The sequence below is a fragment of the Cupriavidus sp. 01L45 genome, from assembly GCF_056399885.1.
In genome coordinates this window covers 1-18,175 of record NZ_JBFTSG010000066.1, presented here as the reverse complement: position 1 = coordinate 18,175, position 18,175 = coordinate 1, and the positions used below count along the sequence as shown (strand labels likewise).

Sequence of the window (18,175 nt, the reverse complement as noted above, 5' to 3'; positions counted from 1 at the left end):
CAGGAGAAAGAAGATGGTCTCGTCCCTCAGCATCCCCGGATTCGGCAGTCATCGTACCGTCACGGTCAAAGGACCCGGCCTTCCCGAGGTACTGGGGCAGCCGGCGCTGACAGTGGTGCGCGTCAGTGGCAGGGAAGCGCTTTGCGACCTCTTTGAATACGAACTGGAACTCAAGACGGCGGACGATCAGAACTTCGCCTTTGGGCCGGGCGCGAATCTCGACAAGGAGGCCCTTGAAGGCCGCGAGCTGACCATCGAGATCGAACTGGATGGCGCAGGCGCCGGTCTGGAGGGACGGCTCGGCGCTGGCAAGCGCGAGATCACCGGCCTGGTGACGCGCGTGTCTGGCCCGACGCCGGAGGGCCGCCACCTTGTCTATCGCTTCGTGCTGCGGCCGTGGCTCTGGCTTGCCACGCTGACCATGGACTACAAGACCTACCAGCAGAAGACCGTCATCGAAATACTCGATGAACTGCTGGCGGACTACAACTTTCCGGTCGAAAAGCGGCTCAGCCTGGTCCAGTATCCGCGGCGAGAGTACCAGGTCCAGTATGGCGAGACCGATTTCGAGTTCTTCCAGCGCATCACCGAGGAGTGGGGCATCGCTTGGTTCTTCGAGCATAGCGAGGGCCATCACCGTCTGATCCTGACCGACGGCAATGGTGCGTTCAGGAAATTCACGAGCAGCGCCTATCACACGATCAAATGGTATTCGAGTGCGGACCGCGTGGATGAAGAGCATATCTCGGATTTCACAGTCGTCGACCAGCTGGTGACTGGGAAATGGCGCTCCAACGACTATGACTTCGTCAAGCCAAGAGCAGACCTCACGGTAAAGACGCAGCAGCCCCGCGAGACGGGCCATCGCGACCAGGAGATGTATGAATGGCCCGGCGATCATGCGCAGCCCGCCACCGGAAATGACCCGTGGCAGGAAGGAGATGTGACCGCCCGCATGCGCATGGAGGAGTTGCGTCAGCATGGCCGTCTCGCCTATGGGAAGGGAAACTTGCGTGGTGTCGTTCCGGGCTGTACGTTCACGCTGGCTCGGCATCCCGAGCAGAAGGCAAACTGTGAATACCTGATCTTTGCGACGAAGCTGATGCTCGAGGAAGTCGCGGAGGAGAGCGGCCAGGGCCAGCGCTGGCGCTGCGCGGTGGAGTTCGAGGTGCAGCCGACCACGGAAACATTCCGCCCGGACCGGACGCAGCCAAAGCCCCGCACAACGGGGCCTCAAACGGCAACCGTTGTCGGGCCGGAATCTCAGGAAGTGTGGACGGATCAGTACGGTCGCGTGAAAATCCAGCTGCATTGGGATATGTACGGCAAACGCAACGAGCACAGCTCTTGCTGGGTGCGCGTCGCGTCGTCATGGCACGGCGATCAGTACGGCGCCATCCACATTCCCCGTATCGGACAGGAGGTCATCGTCGACTTCCTGCACGGCGATCCGGATCTGCCGATCATCGTGGGGCGGGTTCCGAACCAGCTCAATATGCCGCCCTGGAACTTGCCGGGCCAGCACGCGCTGTCTGGATTCCGCTCCAAGGAAATCGGCGGTGGCCGGCACAACCACCTGGTGATGGACGACACGCAGGGCGAGATTCAATCGCAGCTGTCGTCGGACCACTTGCTGTCGCAGCTCAATGTTGGCCACATTACCCGCATTCCCGATGCGGGAGGCAGAAAAGACAAGCGCGGCGAGGGCGCCGAGCTTCGCACCGACGGCCACATGGCCTTGCGTTCCGCCAAGGGCGCCTTGCTCAGCACCGAAGCACGCATGAATGCCCGCAGCCACGCCATGGATATGCGCGAGACGATAGCCCGCCTCAAAGGCGCGCTGGAGATCGCCCAGGCCCTCGAGGAAGCGTCGGCGAACTCCCAGGCGCAGCACGAAGAGCAGAAGGACGTCGCCAGGACGATCGCGCAGCAGAACGATGCCATCAAGGGATCCGGGGAGGCACTCGGGGAACTGACGTCTCCCCACGTTGTGGTGTCGAGCGCCGCCGGCATCGCGGCCACCGCTGAAGAAAGCACGCATCTGCACAGCAAGCTCCACACATCGCTGACAACGGGCGAGCACATGTCCCTCAACGTCGGGAAGAGCTTTCTCGCCAGCGTCAGGGAGCTGGTCTCCATCTGTGCCCACAAGTTCGGCATCAAGCTGTTCGCGAGCCGTGGCCCCATTGAAATTCAGGCCCAGAACGACACGATGGGACTGCTTGCGAAGCTTGGCATCAGCATCATCAGCACCGAGGACAGCATTCGCGTCATTGCAAAGAAGCAGTTGCTGATCGGTGGCGGCGGCAGCTTTACCCAGTACGAGGCCGCCGGCATCACGCACCTGACCGAGGGGAAATACGTCGCGCACGCCGCGCACCACTCCTGGCCGGAAGAGCAGAGCTTGCCGATGCAGATGCCGGTCACACCGAAGCCGTTCTGCATCGAGTGCTTCATCAAGGCACTTAAGTCGGGCAGTGCGCTCGCTGCGGTCTAGGGAGGGATGGATACATGTATTTCGCGGTTGATCCACTGAACCTCGCCGAGGTCTCCACCAGGCTGATCGAGCTGGTTTCGGCAAATCCCAAGGCAAACTGGACTGCGGTCGTTGATGGTGCGTTCGATCACGATGGCGGCCGGCGCGATTACCCCGGCTCGCCAGAAGCGTTGTATGCCTGCGACGAGCTGGACGCCATGCTCGAGGTTTCCCCACTTCTTATCCCGCTGATCGTGGAGCGCGCCGAGGTGTTGAGGGAGCAGATTCTTGGCCTCGCACGGCATTGCGCCGGGCGGCCAATGTTCAGCATTGTGGCCTCATCCAGGAATGCCGCCGAACTCAAGCCGAATTGGCAGAAGTGCGCGCGCGTCTCGACCGAGGATGGGCAGAAGCTGCTGCTGCGCTTTGCCGACACGCGGGTGCTGCCGATGCTTCCGGAGGTCCTCCGTCAGGAGTCCTGGGCGGCGTTGACCCATGAGCTAAGCGAATGGTGGTACGTCGATCGCGCAGGACAGCTCGAGCAGGCTCCGGTCGCGGATGCCATTGCCGCGCCTGTCTTTCCGCTCGCGCTCGGGCGGCGGGAGTTCAACAAGCTGCTAGAGCGAGGCGTACCTGATTCGGTCATCGACGCCATGTTCCGGCAGTTGCCGGGGATCTTGCCGGCAACGGCGAAGGCGGGATTCTTCGAGAAGATCAAGGCGGTGTGCGAGTTTGCACGCGCCCAGGAGATTGACGCGTTTCCGGACATCCTTGCGCTGGGGATTTTTGACACACAGACCGACCACAAGGGCCTGACGAACCCGAAGCTCCTCCGACTCATCGCGGAGCGGGGCTGGGCGCGTGGGGAACTCGCCGCAGCCATCGAGGCAGTCAATGCGGTCAATGCGTTCAAGGCGTGAAGATGTTCAAGCTAGCGATGGCACCCCATTACGTTGTAGCACTTGCCTGTGCGGCATCCATCGGTATCGCCAACCCATTTACACACGTGAAATGAAAAACACTACCCAACAGCCTTCGTTTGCCTTCGTTGCGTCCTCATGGGCCGCCTTGCTAGCAGGATTTCTCGCATTCCTTGTTGGATTGTTCAACGCGGAAATGCAGCTGAACGAGCGCGGCTACTACTTTACGGTGCTTGTCTACGGACTGTTTGCCGCCGTCTCCGTGCAAAAGAGCGTACGAGACAAGCTCGAGGGCATTCCCGTAACGGCGATCTACTACGGCCTGAGCTGGGTGTCAGTGCTGCTGGCTGTCCTCTTGCTGTGTGTCGGGCTATTCAACGCCAACTTGGCGTTGAGCGAAAAGGGCTTCTATGGCATGTCGTTCGCCCTGGCGCTCTTCGGGGCGATTGCCGTGCAGAAGAACACGCGCGACATCCAGGCGGCCATGCCGCACATCATCGAGAGCGATCTGGTGCGGCTCCCGGAGGAAAACCCAGGGAATGACCGATAGGTACGAAGTTGTTCTCGACGGTCGCCAAGCCGTCACACGGAGACGGTCCTTACTGGCGCACGCATGCCAATGCGGTGCCTGAAGGTGCTGGAATCGTAGCAACGTACGTTGCCAGTTACGCCCGAGATCGGAGCTCGCATGAACATCAGATGGAAACAGATTTCCGTTCGTCTATCACCGCTAGCTGTCGTGCTGTGCGCCGCGTGTTCCATGGCAAATCGGGCTGCCGCTATGGACTTGGTGGGCTACAACTATACGGATCAGTATGTCGCTGCATATAGTGTCAATGGCTATCCCGGCCCGAATATCTATCCGCACAGCGGCGGCGGCAAGTTTGTCTGTTGCATTTCGGTACCAGGGGAATGGCAGCCGGGCATGACGGTCACGGTGAAGTGGACGGAAGACCGTAACGCCAACCCGATCCCGTGGAAGACGCGGGTGGTGGATGTGCCTCCCTATACGGCCAAGGATCGTGGTCATCTCGCCGTGCACTTCTTTCCCAACGATGAGGTCACGGTGCTGGTTACAACGAAAGCACCTGGGCACCCTGACTATCCCTACCATTTCTATCCCAGCGAAGGTGTCCGGAAATGACCGCGCCATCCCCTGAGATATTCCCAACTGGCGGCCTGCGCGCGCTGCCGCCACGCGAGGCGATGCGGTGCATCGCGGTGCTGTCCCGCACATTGCTCAATGACAAAGCGGCCGCCTGTGCCGAACGGGAAAATGTGGGTGTCGTCTTCGACGGCGCTGGCAACCATCAGCAGGAGGGCTACGAGGCTATTGGCGCCAGCGGACAGGTCAAGGTGGTGCGGGGCAGGGTACGCCCTAGGCTGCCGAAGTCAAGCTCAACCCAACATAGGAGCGTGTCGATGGGAACCCGAATGCAGTCTGTTCTCTGCCGCCTTGCTGTGTCCCTGGCAATGCTGGGCACAGCCTGCGCTGTCAGCAGCCCTGCTACCGCGATGGACCTGGTGGGCTACAACTACACGGATCAGTATGTCGCAGCATATAGCGTCAATGGCTCTGCAGGCGCCAACATCTACCCACATGCGGGCGGCGGCGGCTTCGTTTGCTGCATTTCTGTGCCTAGGGAATGGCAGTCGGGCATGACGGTCACGGTGAGGTGGACGGGAGACCGCAACGCCAACCCGATCCCATGGAAAACGCGTGTGGTGGAGGTGCCTCCCTATACGGCTAAGGATCGGGGTCATCTCGCGGTGCACTTCTTAGCCAACGATGAGGTCACGGTGCTGGTCACGACGAAGACTGCTGGTCACCCCGAGTATCCATATCCGTACCCCGACGAAGGTGTCAAGAAATGACCGCGCGATCCTCGGAGCTCTTTCCGACTCGCGGCCTGCACGCGCTTTCGCCGCGCGAGGCGATGCAGCGGGCGGCGGGGGCTAGCCAGCACTTTGCCTCAGGACAATGCCCCCGGGTAACTCAATGTGAGGGTCTTTTCCGATGGCACTGGGAATATATGCATCGACACGAGGAATAGCCATGAACTCCTGGCCTAGAAGAATCTACCGCAGTCTTTCACTGCTGCTTGCGGCGTTTGGCACGGCGTGCACAGCAACCAGTCACGCAATCGCCATGGATCTGGTGGGTTACAACTACACGGATCGGTATGTGGCTGCATATAGCGTCAACGGCTATCCGGGCGCAAATATCTACCCGCATGAGGGGGGCGGAAAATTTGTCTGTTGCATTTCTGTACCCGCTGAATGGCAACCCGGCATGACAGTCACGGTGAAATGGTCGGGGAAGCGAAACACCAACCCGATCCCCTGGAAAACGCGCATTGTTGACGTGCCTCCCTATACGTCCAAGGATCGAGGTCATCTCGCGGTGCACTTCTTCCCCAACGATGAGGTAAAGGTATTGGTCACAACGAAGATTGTTGGCCATCCTGACTATCCCTATCCATACCCTGACGAAGGTGTCGGGCGATGACTACGCAATCCGCGGAACTCTTCCCGACCAAGGTGATGTGGGGCAGGGTGCTCCCTAAGATGCCAGAGTCAAGCTCAACCCGAAATTGGAGCGTATCTATGGGAACCCGGATGCAGTCTGTTCTCTGCCGCCTTGCTGTGTCCCTGGCAATGCTGGGCACAGCCTGCGCTGTCAGCAGCCCTGCTACCGCGATGGACCTGGTGGGATACAACCACACGAACCAGTATGTGGCCATGTACGTCGTGAACGGGTACCCCGGCGGCGATATTCTCCGGCATGCGGGTGGTGGCAGCTTTGTTTGCTGCATTTTCGTGCCAAGGGAATGGCAGCCGGGCATGACGGTCACTGTGAAGTGGACGGAAGACCGTAACGCCAGCCCGATCTCTTGGCGAACGCGCGTGGTGGAGGTGCCCCCCTACAAGCCTGAGGACATGGGCCGCTTCGCGGTGCACTTCTTCCCAAACGATGAGGTGAAGGTACTGGTTACGACCATAAGGCCCGGGCACCCCGATTATCCCTATCCGTCGCCGCGAGAAGGGAAAGACAAATGATCGAAAATCCCTGGAACTCGTCCCCGCTGGCTTGCTCACTGCCGAAAAGAAAAGCCACCGCCAGTACTGGACTGCTCAAGGTGATACGGGGCGGGGCGCATCCCTCAGATGCCAGAGTCAAACAAGATCAACCCGAAATAGGAGCGTGTCGATGGGAACCCGAATGCAGTCTGTTCTCCGCCCCCTTGCTGTGTCCATGGCGATGCTTGGCGCGGCCTGCGCTGTCAGTCGCCCTGCCACCGCGATGGACCTGGTGGGCTACAACTACACGGATCAGTATGTTGCAGCATATAGCGTCAATGGCTATCCCGGCCCGAATATCTATCCGCACAGCGGCGGCGGCAAGTTTGTCTGTTGCATTTCGGTACCGGGGGAATGGCAGCCGGGCATGACGGTCACGGTGAAGTGGACGGAAGACCGGAATGCGAACCCGATTCCTTGGAAGAATCGAATCGTGGAGGTGCCTCCTTACATGCCTGAAGATATGGGCCGCTTTGCCGTGCATTTTTTCCCAGGCGATGAGGTCAAAGTGCTGGTGACCACGAAGAGGCCAGGTCATCCGGACTATCCCTATCCCTTGCCTCGCGGGAAAGGGGGGCAGCGATGACAACGAGCTCACCAGATCTCTTTCCGACAGGTGGCCTTCGATCATTGTCACCGCGCGAGGCGATGCAGCGCGCAGCAGCGCTTGCTTGCACTTTACCTAAGGACAGTGCACCCGCCTGCACGGGACAAGTCAACGTGAGCATCTTCTTTGACGGTACCGGCAACAACCGTATGGAAGACTACGAGGGAGTCCCCGCCGATGAGCAGGTCAAAGCCATAAAGTCTGGAGTACGGCCCAAGCTGCCGGTGTCGTTTTCCCAAGAGAACCGCAAGCACAGCAACGTTGTGCGGCTCTTCCATGCTCATAAGGACGACGCCGATAGTGGCATCTATGCCCATTACGTTCCAGGTGTTGGGACACCCTTCGCAGAGGTCGGCGATACCGGCGGCACGCTCGGTAGTGCAGCCGCCGCTGGCGGCGAGGCTCGCATCCTATGGGGATTCATCAAGCTGTTGAATTCCCCATACGACTATGTGACCAAGGATGTCTTGATCCCGGATGACAAGGCGAAGTCTATTGTTGACAAGCTATCAAGCATCTTCAGCCCCGGATGGCAGCGGCGTAATGAACTCCGCTTTTTGCAGGAGAAGCTCCAGCTAGCTCTTCGGGGCAAGAAGCCACGGATTGAGCAGATCAACCTATCGGTCTTTGGCTTCTCGCGTGGCGCGGCCCAGGCGCGCACGTTTGCAAATTGGCTGTTTGACGTCTGTGAACAGCAGCAAGGTGGCTGGCTATTTGCTGGCATTCCGATCCGCCTGCATTTTCTCGGCATCTTTGACACGGTAGCCTCGGTAGGGCTTGCGGACTTGTCTGCCAATGGCATTGTGGAGGGCCATCAGGGGTGGGCCGACGACAYGATGGAGATCCATCCTGCGATCGAGCAATGCGTGCACTACGTTGCCGGGCACGAGGTGCGCGCCTGCTTTCCGTTGGATTCAGTACGTGTGCGTGAAACATACCCGCCCAACGCTAAGGAGGTCATGTATCCGGGCGCCCATTCCGATGTTGGGGGCGGGTATGCCCCTGGCGCACTCGGTATCTCGCGCGCTACGGACAGTTTCATGAGCACGATTCCTGGTGCAAATATGTACCAGGAGGCCTTAAAGGCGGGCGTGCCGCTCATGCACTGGGAGGAACTTCAGGCCAACGATCGTGCTGACTTGACTCCGGCAGCCCACGTTATCTCGGACTTCAACAACTACCTGCAAGCCAGCGCGATGGGGAGCGGGCCGGTGGAGGAAGTGCATGCGAGGCACATGGGACTGTATTTCAGCTACCGCTTCAAGTACCGCGCCACCTACCAGGACCGGCCCTGGTACCAGTCGGCGTCGCCTGAGCACAAGAGCCATCTCGATAAGACATCAATGACTGTGTTGATTCGGCTAGCCGAGTTGATGCACCGCGTTCCGCCGAATGATCCTCTGTACGACCCTAAGACGGCCAAAACATATCACTCCGCCATGTTCGGCAAGCCGAGCGATATCAAGATGCAGCATCTCTACAAGATCGTCGACCACATCGACATCAACCGGCTGTCGCCCCCGGTGGAGCGCTTGTTCGACCTCTATGTCCACGATTCGATGGCGGGCTTCATTGATATGGGCGTCAACGAACACGCGGTCAATGGCATGGGCCTAATGAAATTCCGAAAGATCTTCGACAAAAACGGGTAACTGTGCTTCGGAGTTTGCCTGGGATCGTAGAAGTCGCTCAGTGCGAAGGGGCGAACGACATCTTTGTTCTATGGCGGGCGCGCAGTGCGTATCTGCCGCCCGGTTCCCCGGATGCGACTTGATGCACATCCTGCAGATCCACAGTCGGGCGTTCATTCAAGGACTCTGCGTGTTTGTGGATGCCTTTCGGCGACTTGGAATTCTCTTACTTTGGAAAGCATGATGGGAAAAAAACTCATTACCGTCGGAGACACGACGACACACGGTGGCAAGGTGATCTCCGGTTCGGAGAAACATCTCTTGCGGGGACGGCCGGTCGCCCGCAAGGGGGATCTGGTGGATTGCCCGCAGCGGTATCCGGACGGTCGGCCTCACGGCATCAACAAGATTGTGGAAGGTGACGAAAAATTCCTGATCGGCGGATGGCCCGCGGCGCTGGACGGTCATCGCACGGAATGCGGTTGCCAACTGATCGGCAGCCTGCCGGGCGTGGTCGGAGGGTAAGGCATGGCGCAAATCATGGAGCGGCCGTTGGTTAGCGGATACCGGCGCGCGCTATTGGCGTCAGGTGGGCTTGCACTCGCGCTGCTTTCGGGGTGCGCGAGCGCTCCGGCCCAAAACGAGCAGATGAAGCTCGATCTTGCCATCGAGGCGAAGTCGACGGTCAATCCCGACGACAAGGGGCGGGCGTCTCCTGTGCTGGTGCGCGTTTATGAACTCAAGACCGAGATCGCCTTCGAGAGCGCCGATTATTTCTCCCTGGATAAGTCAGACAAGACGCTGCTGACGCAGGATCTGCTGGTGCGGGATGAATTCATTCTCCGCCCGGGAGAATCGCGCGATATCGAGCGCAAGCTGAATCCGGACACCAAGGCAATCGGCTTTCTGGTCGGCTACCGGGACCTTGGCCAGGCCACCTGGCGCTCCATCTTCAAGTTGCCGCCGGCACCGGAGATTGCCTGGTACCGAGCCGTCGTTCCGGCGCGCAAGATCAAGCTGCAAGTCGCATTGGACCAGCAGACCATCACAATTACTAAACCTGACTGATTTCATGAGCTGGTACAACAAAGTCGTCTGGAGCGAAGGGCTCTTCCTGCGCCCGCAGCTATTTCAACAGCASGAGCGCTATCTTGAGCACTACGCTCACAAGCGCGCTGCTGCCCTGAGCCCGTTTTTCTGGGGCTTCCATGAATATGGGATCGATGCGGAAGCGCTCGCGCTAGGCAAACTGGTGGTGTCCGGAGCGGCGGGTGTGTTTCAGGATGGCACGCCCTTTGATGCACCCGCGCACACCATGCTCCCCGCGCCGCTGGCGCTGCTCCATGAGCACCTGAACCAGGTCATCTACCTGGCCGTGCCGATTCGCACACCGAATGCGGAGGAGACGAGCTTCGGCGAGGCTACGGACTCGCTAGCGCGATACCGGGCATTCGAGGAGGATCTGCTGGACGCGAACTCGATTGCACAGGGTCCCAAGCTGGTCCAGCTTTCGGACCTCAGGCTTCGGTTGCTTCCAGGGAAGGAACTGACGAAGTCGTGGATCGGGTTGCCATTGGCGAGGGTCACGGAGATTCGAGCCGATGGCAGTGCCAAGCTGGACCCTGGCTTGATACCGCCCGTCAACGTGTACCCGGCCAGCGGCCAGTTGATGACGTGGCTGACGGAAATCCACGGCTTGCTGCACCTGCGCGCCAATTCGATGGCCGAGAATCTCACCGCGGGGAGCACCCGAGGCGGGGATGCCGCGGAGATATCGGAATACCTCATCTTGCAGCTGCTCAATCGCTATGAGCCGGTACTGACGCATTTGCTGGACGCCAAGGCGGCGTCGCCGGAAACGCTCTATCTGCACCTTTGCGCGTTGGCAGGTGAGCTCTCGACCTTTGTGCGAACCGACACGCGGCGTCCGCGAAAGTACGATCCGTATCAGCACGGGGAGCCGCATACCTGCATCAAGCCGTTGGTCGATGACCTGCGCTACTTGCTCAACGTCGTGCTGGAACGTGGGGCGCGGCGTATCGAGTTGCTCGACCAGCCGCACGGCTTCCGGCTTGCCGTGCTGGAGCCTGCGGAGATTCAGCGCTTCTCGACGTTTGTCCTTGCCGTCTTCGCTCAGATGCCCGCCGATGCGCTGCAGCAACAGTTTCCGGCACAGGTCAAGGTGGGCCCAGCCGAGCGGGTGCCGGAGCTGATCCGTTCGCACCTGCCAGGGATTCCCCTGCAGGGCTTGCCTGTGCCACCGCGTCAGATCCCGTTCAATGCCGGCCACATCTATTTCGAGTTGACGCAGAGCCATCCGCTGTGGGAGCAGGTGGCCAATTTCGGCGGTCTTGCCATGCACGTCGCGGGCCACTTTCCCGGGCTGCGGCTTGAACTTTGGGGGGTACGATGAACAAGCCAATCGATCCGGCATCCCTGGCGCCGGATAGCAAGATCCAGCCTGCTGTGCAGGACGGCCAGCAACCGCCGGCCGAGGAAAAGCGCCCGGCCGGCCCCGGGCCGGCCGCGGCCGAGCCGGCCTCCCCGCCGCGCAGGCCGTGGGAATGGCGAGCGCCAGAGACCCTTGAGCAAAAACTCGCGCGCGTCGGGAAGGCGCCGAATCCCCTGCTGGAAGCTGCGCAGCCGCTCATGCTGGCGCTGGCCGGAATGCCGGACAAGCTGCCGGTGACGCAAGCGCAGAAGCCTGACAAAGCGACGCCTGACGAACCGAAGCCCGACGAGGCGAAGTCTGGCGAGGCGACGCCTGACATGAGTGCTGCCCTGGCGCTGCGCCTCCTCCTGGTGGAAGAGCTGCAGGGATTTCAGCAACTTTGCGAGCGCGCCAACATCCGGCGTGAACACGTCGTGGGTGCGCACTACCTGCTTTGCACAGCCCTGGACGAGGCCGCGCACAACAAAGCATGGGGGGGAGACGGCTGGCCGCAACACAGCTTGCTGGTCAGCTTGCATCAGGATACCGAAGGCGGAAACAAGTGCTTCCTGCTGCTTGGCCGGTTGCTGGCCAGCCCCGATGAGCATCTGGACCTGATCGAGATGTTCTACCAGATCCTGTCGCTGGGGTTTATCGGCCGATATGTCAGCCAGACCGATGGGCACCAGCAACTGGATGCCATTCGGAAGCGGTTGTTCAGTCTCATCTCCAGCAAGCGGGGGGAGGTACCGCGGGAGCTTTCCCCGCACTGGCGTGGCGAGCCCGCGGGCCGGCTGAGGCCGTTGCGATCGTTGCCCGTGTGGGTGACGGTTTCCGTGTCGGCGCTGGTGTTGTTTGGGCTATTCGCCTGGTTCAAGTACCAACTGCTGGTCCGTACGCACGAAGTCGAACAGCAGATCCTCGCCATCGGCAAGATCGCGCCGCCGGAGCCGCCGAGGGCGCTGCGCCTGGCTGAACTGCTCAAGGAGGAAATTGCGCGCGGGGTTGTCAGCGTGAAGGARGATGCAACGCGCAGTGCCGTCACCTTCCGCGGCGACGACATGTTCGGCGGCGGACGGGCCGAGGTCAGTAGCAAGGTCCTGCCGCTGCTGGACAAGGTAGCCGCGGAGATCAACAAGGTGACCGGAAAGGTGACCGTGATCGGCCACAGCGACAACGTACCCATCAGGACACCAAAGTATCCATCGAACCAGGCACTGTCGGAGGAGCGCGCCGCCACGGTGACGGAGTATCTGGCGAGCAAGGGGGTAGCCAAAGGGCGCCTCGAAGCGATCGGCAAGGGCGATACCGAGCCGCTCACCGGCAACAAGACGCCAGCCGACCGGGCGAAGAATCGCCGGGTTGAAATCGTCGTTACGCAGTAACCGAGGTCAAGGGATGGAATTTCTGAAACGTATTGGCGCGGTGTTGTTTTCCCGACAGGCATTCGCGCTCCTGGCGGTCCTGGTCGTAGCGGCGGCCATCTGGTTCATCGGTCCGCTCCTCGGCTTCAACGGCATGCAGCCGTTGGCCGGTGTTGGCATGCGCGTCGTGATCATTGTGCTGCTGATGACGCTGCTACTGTTCTGGCTGGTTGGCCTGCCGATTTCCGCCGTCGGCGCCGCCGCGCTATGCCTGTTGATCTGGCATGCGGGGCCGCTGCTGGCCGTTGGCGCCGGGAAGCCGCTGGCGCCGGCATCGGTGCGCATCGTGCTGATATCGGTCATCGTTTTCCTGTTCGCCGCCTACGCGCTGTATTTGCTGATCAGGCGTGCCCGCACTGACAACCTGTTTCTCCAGCGGGTGCTGAGGATTGGCGGAGAGCCCAAGGAGGTGGTAGCAAAGAAGGATATTGCTATCGTCGATCGGGCCATGCAGAGCGCGGTGCAGAAACTGAAGGGGATGCGCGGCTTGGGGGGGCTTCGCGGCTTGCTCGAGGGCAAGCGCTTCCTGTACGAACTGCCGTGGTACATGGTGCTCGGTTCGCCAGGCGCGGGAAAGACGACGGCGTTGCTCAATGCCGGTCTGCAATTTCCCATTGCGGAGCAGATGAGCGCGGCCGCACGTGCGCACAAGGCTACCGTTCATGCCGATTGGTGGTTCACCAACGATGCGGTCCTGATTGACACGGCCGGCCGGTATGCCACGCATGGGGTGAGTCCCACAACCGATTCGGCCGAGTGGCAGGGTTTCCTGGGCCTGTTGCGCAAGTACCGTACGCGGGCTCCCATCAATGGCGTGCTGCTCACCATCAGCATTACCGACCTGCTTACGCGCTCGCCCGACGAACTGGTGGCACAGTCAGCCTTGCTGCGCGCCCGGCTGATGGAGCTGCGGCGAGATCTTGGCATCCAGTTCCCGGTTTATGTGCTCATTACCAAGCTCGATCAGTTGGCGGGCTTTGCTGAATATTTCCAGGATTTGTCAAGCGAGGGGCGTGCGCAGCCCTGGGGCTTCACGCTCCCCTACGGGGACAAGAAGCGTAAGCGTGGCGAGCCTGCGGTTGACCTCCTGGAGCGCTGCCGTGACGAGATGGAACGCTTGGCCGGGCACCTGCGGGATGAGATCAACAATCGGATGTGTGATGAATTTGACGCGGTCCGGCGCCAACGCTTGTTGACGTTGCGCTCAGAGTTTACGAGCCTGACGCAACCGCTTGTGGAGATGATGGAGCAGATCTTCCTGGATTCGCGCTTCGATGATACCGAGCGGCGCCATATGCTGCGTGGGGTGTATTTCACCAGTGCGACGCAGTCGGAGCACGCGGTGGTCGGTGACTATAGCGGCGTCCATCGCAGGCTGGAGCGAGGGGAGGGCGGCTTTCGCGTTCTGGGTGGACATCCGGGCATTGGCGACGGCATCGCCGTGGACAAGACCAAGGCGATCGGCAATCGAAGCTATTTTCTCCAGGAGGTAGTCAAGCGCATCCTCGTGCCCGAGGCGAATCTGGTCAAGCCGAACCTGCGCTGGGAGTTTCACTTCCGCATGCTGGCCCTGCTCGGCCATGCGCTGACGCTGGTGATCTTGCTGTGGCTGGTTGGCGCCCTGTACAAGAGCTTCGGCCACAACGCGAACTACGTGGCCGCGGAGGGGGAGAAAGCCTCGGCGCTGGCCGCCACGCTGACCGCGTACTACAAGAAGGCACAGCCGGACGGGATGCCCGAGGTGCTGGCGGCCGCCCGCGACCTGCCCGCGCACGCCGGGCTGAATCTCGCCGACCCATCGACGGACTGGCACTACGGACTCTATAGTGTGCCGCCCCTGCTGGGCGCGGCCACGCAGACCCATACCACACTGGAGGACAACCTGCTGGTGCCATACCTGGTACGCCGGGTCGAGTCCGTGCTGTCCACCGCCGTCAGCCAGCGCGACGCCAGGCAGACCTACGATACGTTGCGTGTCTACCTGATGCTGCACGACAAGGACAAGTTCCATGCATCCGACGTGCGCAGCTGGGTGCAAAGCGACTGGGCGACGGGCAACGCGGCGGATGCCTTCGGTGGCCGGGTAGCGGTGATCGAGCACCTGGACAGCCTGCTGGACGGCACCCGGGCGGTGCAGTCGCCCTACGCGAAGAACGAGGCCCTGATCCGTTCGGCGCGCGATTTTCTGGACGGCGATACCTCTATCGAACGCCTGTACGACCGGGCCAAGGCGGCCATGATGGAGGAGGCGCCGCAGGATTTCACGCTGGTGCGCGCGGTGGGGCCCCAGGCGGGCACGGTCTTTACCCGCGCGAGCGGTGAGCCGCTGGAGCGGGGCATCCCCGGGATCTTCACCTACGCCGGCTACCATGACGTGTTCAATGCACGGCTGCCAGAGTTCGTCGGCAAGGCCCAGGCCATCGATGCGTGGGTGATGGGGCGGGGGACAGGGCCCGGCGCTCAAAAAAAAACGCTTGAGAGCGCCGCGGGCAAGCTGACCGGTAGCGATCCGCTGACGCGCGAGATCCGTCGCCTGTACCTGAACGAGTATGCCCAGCACTGGGAGACATTCCTTGGCGATATCCGTACGGTCACAGGCAACAACCTGGCCTTCGACCTGGAAATCCTGCGCAACTTCGCCGCGCCGGACTCGCCGCTGGCCCGGTTGGGCCGGGTGGCGGTGCAGGAAACCACGCTCAGCCGCCCGCTCGATCCCGAGGAAAAGTCTCTCGCCGAGAAGGCGCTGTCCATGCTGGACAAGACGACCGACAAGGTCAACGCCCTGACTGCCCGTGCCGAAACCCGCCAGGAACGCGAGGTGGTCGACAACCGCTTCGCCGCGCTGCGCGAGGTGGTCACCGGCCAGGCGGACACGGCGGCCCCAGGCGCGCAAGCCGCCGGCGGCAAGCCGCAGCTGGATGCCATCGCCGGGATGGTCAATGCCTATTACACCAGCCTGGTGGTGGCCAACAACGCGCTGAACACCCGCAACCTGCCACCCCCGGCGGATGCCGGGGACCAACTGCGCATGGAAGCCGCCAAGCTGCCGGCGCCGTTCAAGGCGGTGCTGGCGGACCTGGTGGTGCAGGGCACCCGGGACGTCAACAAGGGCGTGGGCGACATCCTGATCGCCCAGATGGACGCGGTCATCGGCGAAACCTGCCGCAGCGCCATCGACGGCAAGTATCCGTTCACGCCAACCTCGGTGCAGGACGTGGACCCGGAGGACTTCGCCCGCGTCTTCGCCAACGGTGGCGTGCTGGACGACTTCTTCCAGAAGGTGCTGGCCCCGCACGTGGACACCACCATCTCGCCTTGGCGCTACAGGCTGACCGCGCCGGACGTGCCGCCGGTCGCCGGCCCGAGCCTGGTCCCGTTCCAGCGCGCCAAGGAGATCCGCGAGGTGTTCTTCCGTGAACCGGGAGCCAGAAAAATGGCGTGGAAGGTGGATCTGAAGGTGGTTGAGCTCGATCCGCAGATCGTCGAGCTCAACATGGATTTCGATGGCCAGAGCCAGCGCTACGTGCACGGCCCGGTGATTCCGCTCAAGGTGACCTGGCCTGGCCCGCGCGGCGGGCAGGCGGCCGAAATCATCGCCAGTCCGCGAATTCGCCCGGATACCTCCGCGTTGACCGCCAACGGCCCATGGGCACTGATGCGTGTCATCGCCAAGGGCAAGCTTGCTGGCTCTGCCACCGCCAGCCACTTCCTGGCGGAGTATGACTTCGACGGCCGCAAGGCCAAGCTCGACATCAACACCGGGAGTCTCGCCAATCCATGGACCACCGGCCTGCTGCAAGGCTTCCAATGCCCCGGGAGGTCAGGCTGATCACGGTGCCGCAGGTCTACGGCAAAGCGGCCCGCACGGGCGGGCTTTGTTAGCCGTAGTGCGCTGCCGGGTCCGGTAGCGGCGTCGCGGCGGCGCGCCCCGGACGATCCCACTCAGGCAACACATGCCCTCCCGCGTCAGGAGAAGAGATGCGACAGAAGACCGGGCAGAATGATCTGGTCCAGTGGGGCCGCACCCTGCAGGCGACGACCCGATGCAACGTAGGCCGGGTGGCGGCCCTTCTGGCCTGGCTGCTGGCCGGCTGCGCTGGCGGCAGCGGCATCTCGACTGACCGCTCCGACAAGTTCGTCTATGCCTCGCTGGGCGGGGTCAATCACACCGCCAAGTACATCCATTCGTTCTCCATCGATGGGCAATGGGGCGGCAATATGGATGCCTACGGCAGTACGTCGGGAACGTGTTGCGTGGGCGTGCCGCGGGTCTACCGTCCCGGCATGCAGGTCAAGGTGAGCTGGAACGCGCCCGAGGGAAGGACCGATGTCGTCAAGACCAAGGTGGCCGAGGTCGAGCCCTACACCGAGGCCGGCACCATCTATGCCCATATCTTCCAGGACGACGTGGTCCGCGTGGTCATATCGGCGCGCTACGACTCACATAGCCTCAACCACCCCATTCCCTATCCGGTTAATCCGAACAAGTCGAAGGAGCCCCAACAATGAAATGCGATATCGCAGCACCGCGGCGCATTGCCCTCGGCAAGGCCATTCTCCTGTCCCTGTTTCTGGCCGGCTGCGCCGGTGGCAGCGGCATCTCGACTGACCGCTCCGACAAGTTTGTCTATGCCTCGCTTGGCGGGGTCAACCACACCGGCAACTACATGGATGGGTTTTCCATCGATGGGCAATGGGGCGGCAATATGCGTGCCTACGGCAGCACCTCGGGAACGTGTTGCGTGGGCGTACCGCGAGTCTACCGTCCCGGGCTGCAGGTGACCGTCGAGTGGAAGGCCCGTGACGGGGCCAAGATCCTCTATGGGAGCAAGGTGGTCGAGGTCGAGCCCTACACCAAGGCAGGCACCATCTATGCCCACATCTATCCGAACGACGTGGTCCGCGTGGTCGTGTCGGCGCGCTACGACTCACATAGCCTCAACCACCCCATTCCCTATCCGGTTAATCCAAACAAATCGAAGGAGCCCCAACAATGAAGCGCTATATCGCTGCCCCCGACCGCACGCTCCCGCCGGATCCGGCCGAATGCTGCAGCCTGACGCCGCGCGAGGTTTTCCGCGTGTTGGGGACCAAGCCCGCCTGCACGTTCGTGCGCCAGCCGGTTTGCCAGATCCTGGTCAACGTGGGGCTGTTCTTCGACGGCACCAACAACAACATGGAGCGGGACTACAAAAAACCGGAACCCGCCAAGCGCTTTCATAGCAATATCGTTCGCCTGCACAATGCCTATCCTGCTGAAGAGGGAAATACGCCGGGGGAGGGCGAGTACTTTTACCGCGTCTACCTGCCAGGCGTGGGCACCCCCTTTCCGCAAATTGGCGAGATGGGCGAAAGCACCTACGGGCGGGCCTTCGCCGCCGGCGGGCAGGCCCGCATCCTGTGGGGCCTGATGCAGATCTACAACGCCGTGCACCGGGCGGCCTTTGGCGGCGAGTCCATGATGGACGATGACGAGATCGCCGCGAAGATCAAGGACTACGAGCGCCGCGTCGACCACCAGCAGCGGCCCGACCCGGAGGACCCGCCGCGCAAGCGCAAGGACTGGTTCGCGCCGCTGACGCAGGAACTGTCGAAGAAGCTGCGC

General features: G+C 61.7%; 16 protein-coding genes and 1 pseudogene. All 17 read left to right on the top strand.

The features are described 5' to 3' along the window. Window positions 1-13 precede the first annotated feature (13 nt). Window positions 14-2,497: a type VI secretion system Vgr family protein gene (locus AC1DT6_RS34215; RefSeq protein WP_441631802.1), complete on the top strand. Its 2,484-nt coding sequence runs from the start codon at window positions 14-16 to the stop codon at window positions 2,495-2,497. A gap of 14 nt (window positions 2,498-2,511) precedes the next feature. Further along, a complete protein-coding gene (locus AC1DT6_RS34210) occupies window positions 2,512-3,396 on the top strand; it encodes a DUF4123 domain-containing protein (RefSeq protein WP_441631800.1) in 885 nt (294 codons plus the stop codon). Between the two features lie 91 nt (window positions 3,397-3,487). Then, window positions 3,488-3,946, top strand: coding sequence for an inner membrane protein YiaA (gene yiaA / locus AC1DT6_RS34205; RefSeq protein ID WP_441631798.1), 459 nt, complete (start codon window positions 3,488-3,490; stop codon window positions 3,944-3,946). 138 nt (window positions 3,947-4,084) lie between these two features. Then, window positions 4,085-4,540: a DUF3304 domain-containing protein gene (locus AC1DT6_RS34200; protein ID WP_441631796.1), complete on the top strand. Its 456-nt coding sequence runs from the start codon at window positions 4,085-4,087 to the stop codon at window positions 4,538-4,540. Next, complete coding sequence (locus tag AC1DT6_RS34195; RefSeq protein ID WP_441631794.1) at window positions 4,537-5,271, top strand: DUF3304 domain-containing protein; 735 nt, start codon at window positions 4,537-4,539, stop codon at window positions 5,269-5,271. Before AC1DT6_RS34200 ends, AC1DT6_RS34195 begins: the two co-directional genes overlap by 4 nt. A gap of 181 nt (window positions 5,272-5,452) precedes the next feature. After that, window positions 5,453-5,905: a DUF3304 domain-containing protein gene (locus AC1DT6_RS34190; protein WP_441631792.1), complete on the top strand. Its 453-nt coding sequence runs from the start codon at window positions 5,453-5,455 to the stop codon at window positions 5,903-5,905. Between the two features lie 98 nt (window positions 5,906-6,003). Beyond that, entirely contained in the window at window positions 6,004-6,456 is a 453-nt protein-coding gene (locus AC1DT6_RS34185) for a DUF3304 domain-containing protein (RefSeq protein WP_441631790.1), read from the top strand. Window positions 6,457-6,607: 151 nt separating this feature from the next. Further along, the gene (locus AC1DT6_RS34180; protein ID WP_477111910.1) at window positions 6,608-7,063 is read left to right on the top strand and encodes a DUF3304 domain-containing protein; all 456 of its coding nucleotides are present in this window, start codon (window positions 6,608-6,610) and stop codon (window positions 7,061-7,063) included. 134 nt (window positions 7,064-7,197) lie between these two features. Then, window positions 7,198-8,736 (top strand): T6SS phospholipase effector Tle1-like catalytic domain-containing protein, encoded by a 1,539-nt coding sequence (locus AC1DT6_RS34175; RefSeq protein ID WP_477115333.1) that lies wholly within the window; start codon window positions 7,198-7,200, stop codon window positions 8,734-8,736. 222 nt (window positions 8,737-8,958) lie between these two features. After that, on the top strand, window positions 8,959-9,240 hold the full coding sequence (locus AC1DT6_RS34170; RefSeq protein ID WP_441631850.1) for a PAAR domain-containing protein: 282 nt from the start codon (window positions 8,959-8,961) through the stop codon (window positions 9,238-9,240). A 3-nt stretch (window positions 9,241-9,243) separates the two neighbouring features. Further along, a complete protein-coding gene (gene tssJ, locus AC1DT6_RS34165; RefSeq protein ID WP_441631784.1) occupies window positions 9,244-9,783 on the top strand; it encodes a type VI secretion system lipoprotein TssJ in 540 nt (179 codons plus the stop codon). Window positions 9,784-9,787: 4 nt separating this feature from the next. Continuing rightward, window positions 9,788-11,128: a type VI secretion system baseplate subunit TssK gene (gene tssK / locus AC1DT6_RS34160; RefSeq protein WP_477115332.1), complete on the top strand. Its 1,341-nt coding sequence runs from the start codon at window positions 9,788-9,790 to the stop codon at window positions 11,126-11,128. Between the two features lie 53 nt (window positions 11,129-11,181). Further along, a complete protein-coding gene (tssL, locus tag AC1DT6_RS34155; protein WP_477111909.1) occupies window positions 11,182-12,531 on the top strand; it encodes a type VI secretion system protein TssL, long form in 1,350 nt (449 codons plus the stop codon). Window positions 12,532-12,544: 13 nt separating this feature from the next. Further along, window positions 12,545-16,399 (top strand): type VI secretion system membrane subunit TssM, encoded by a 3,855-nt coding sequence (gene tssM, locus AC1DT6_RS34150; protein WP_441631778.1) that lies wholly within the window; start codon window positions 12,545-12,547, stop codon window positions 16,397-16,399. Window positions 16,400-16,548: 149 nt separating this feature from the next. Next, a complete protein-coding gene (locus AC1DT6_RS34145; protein ID WP_441631776.1) occupies window positions 16,549-17,079 on the top strand; it encodes a DUF3304 domain-containing protein in 531 nt (176 codons plus the stop codon). Beyond that, window positions 17,076-17,567, top strand: coding sequence for a DUF3304 domain-containing protein (locus AC1DT6_RS34140; RefSeq protein ID WP_441631774.1), 492 nt, complete (start codon window positions 17,076-17,078; stop codon window positions 17,565-17,567). Before AC1DT6_RS34145 ends, AC1DT6_RS34140 begins: the two co-directional genes overlap by 4 nt. Beyond that, window positions 17,564-18,175, top strand: a pseudogene (locus AC1DT6_RS34135) (hypothetical protein); the annotation flags it as partial. The gene AC1DT6_RS34140 and the pseudogene AC1DT6_RS34135, both read left to right, overlap by 4 nt.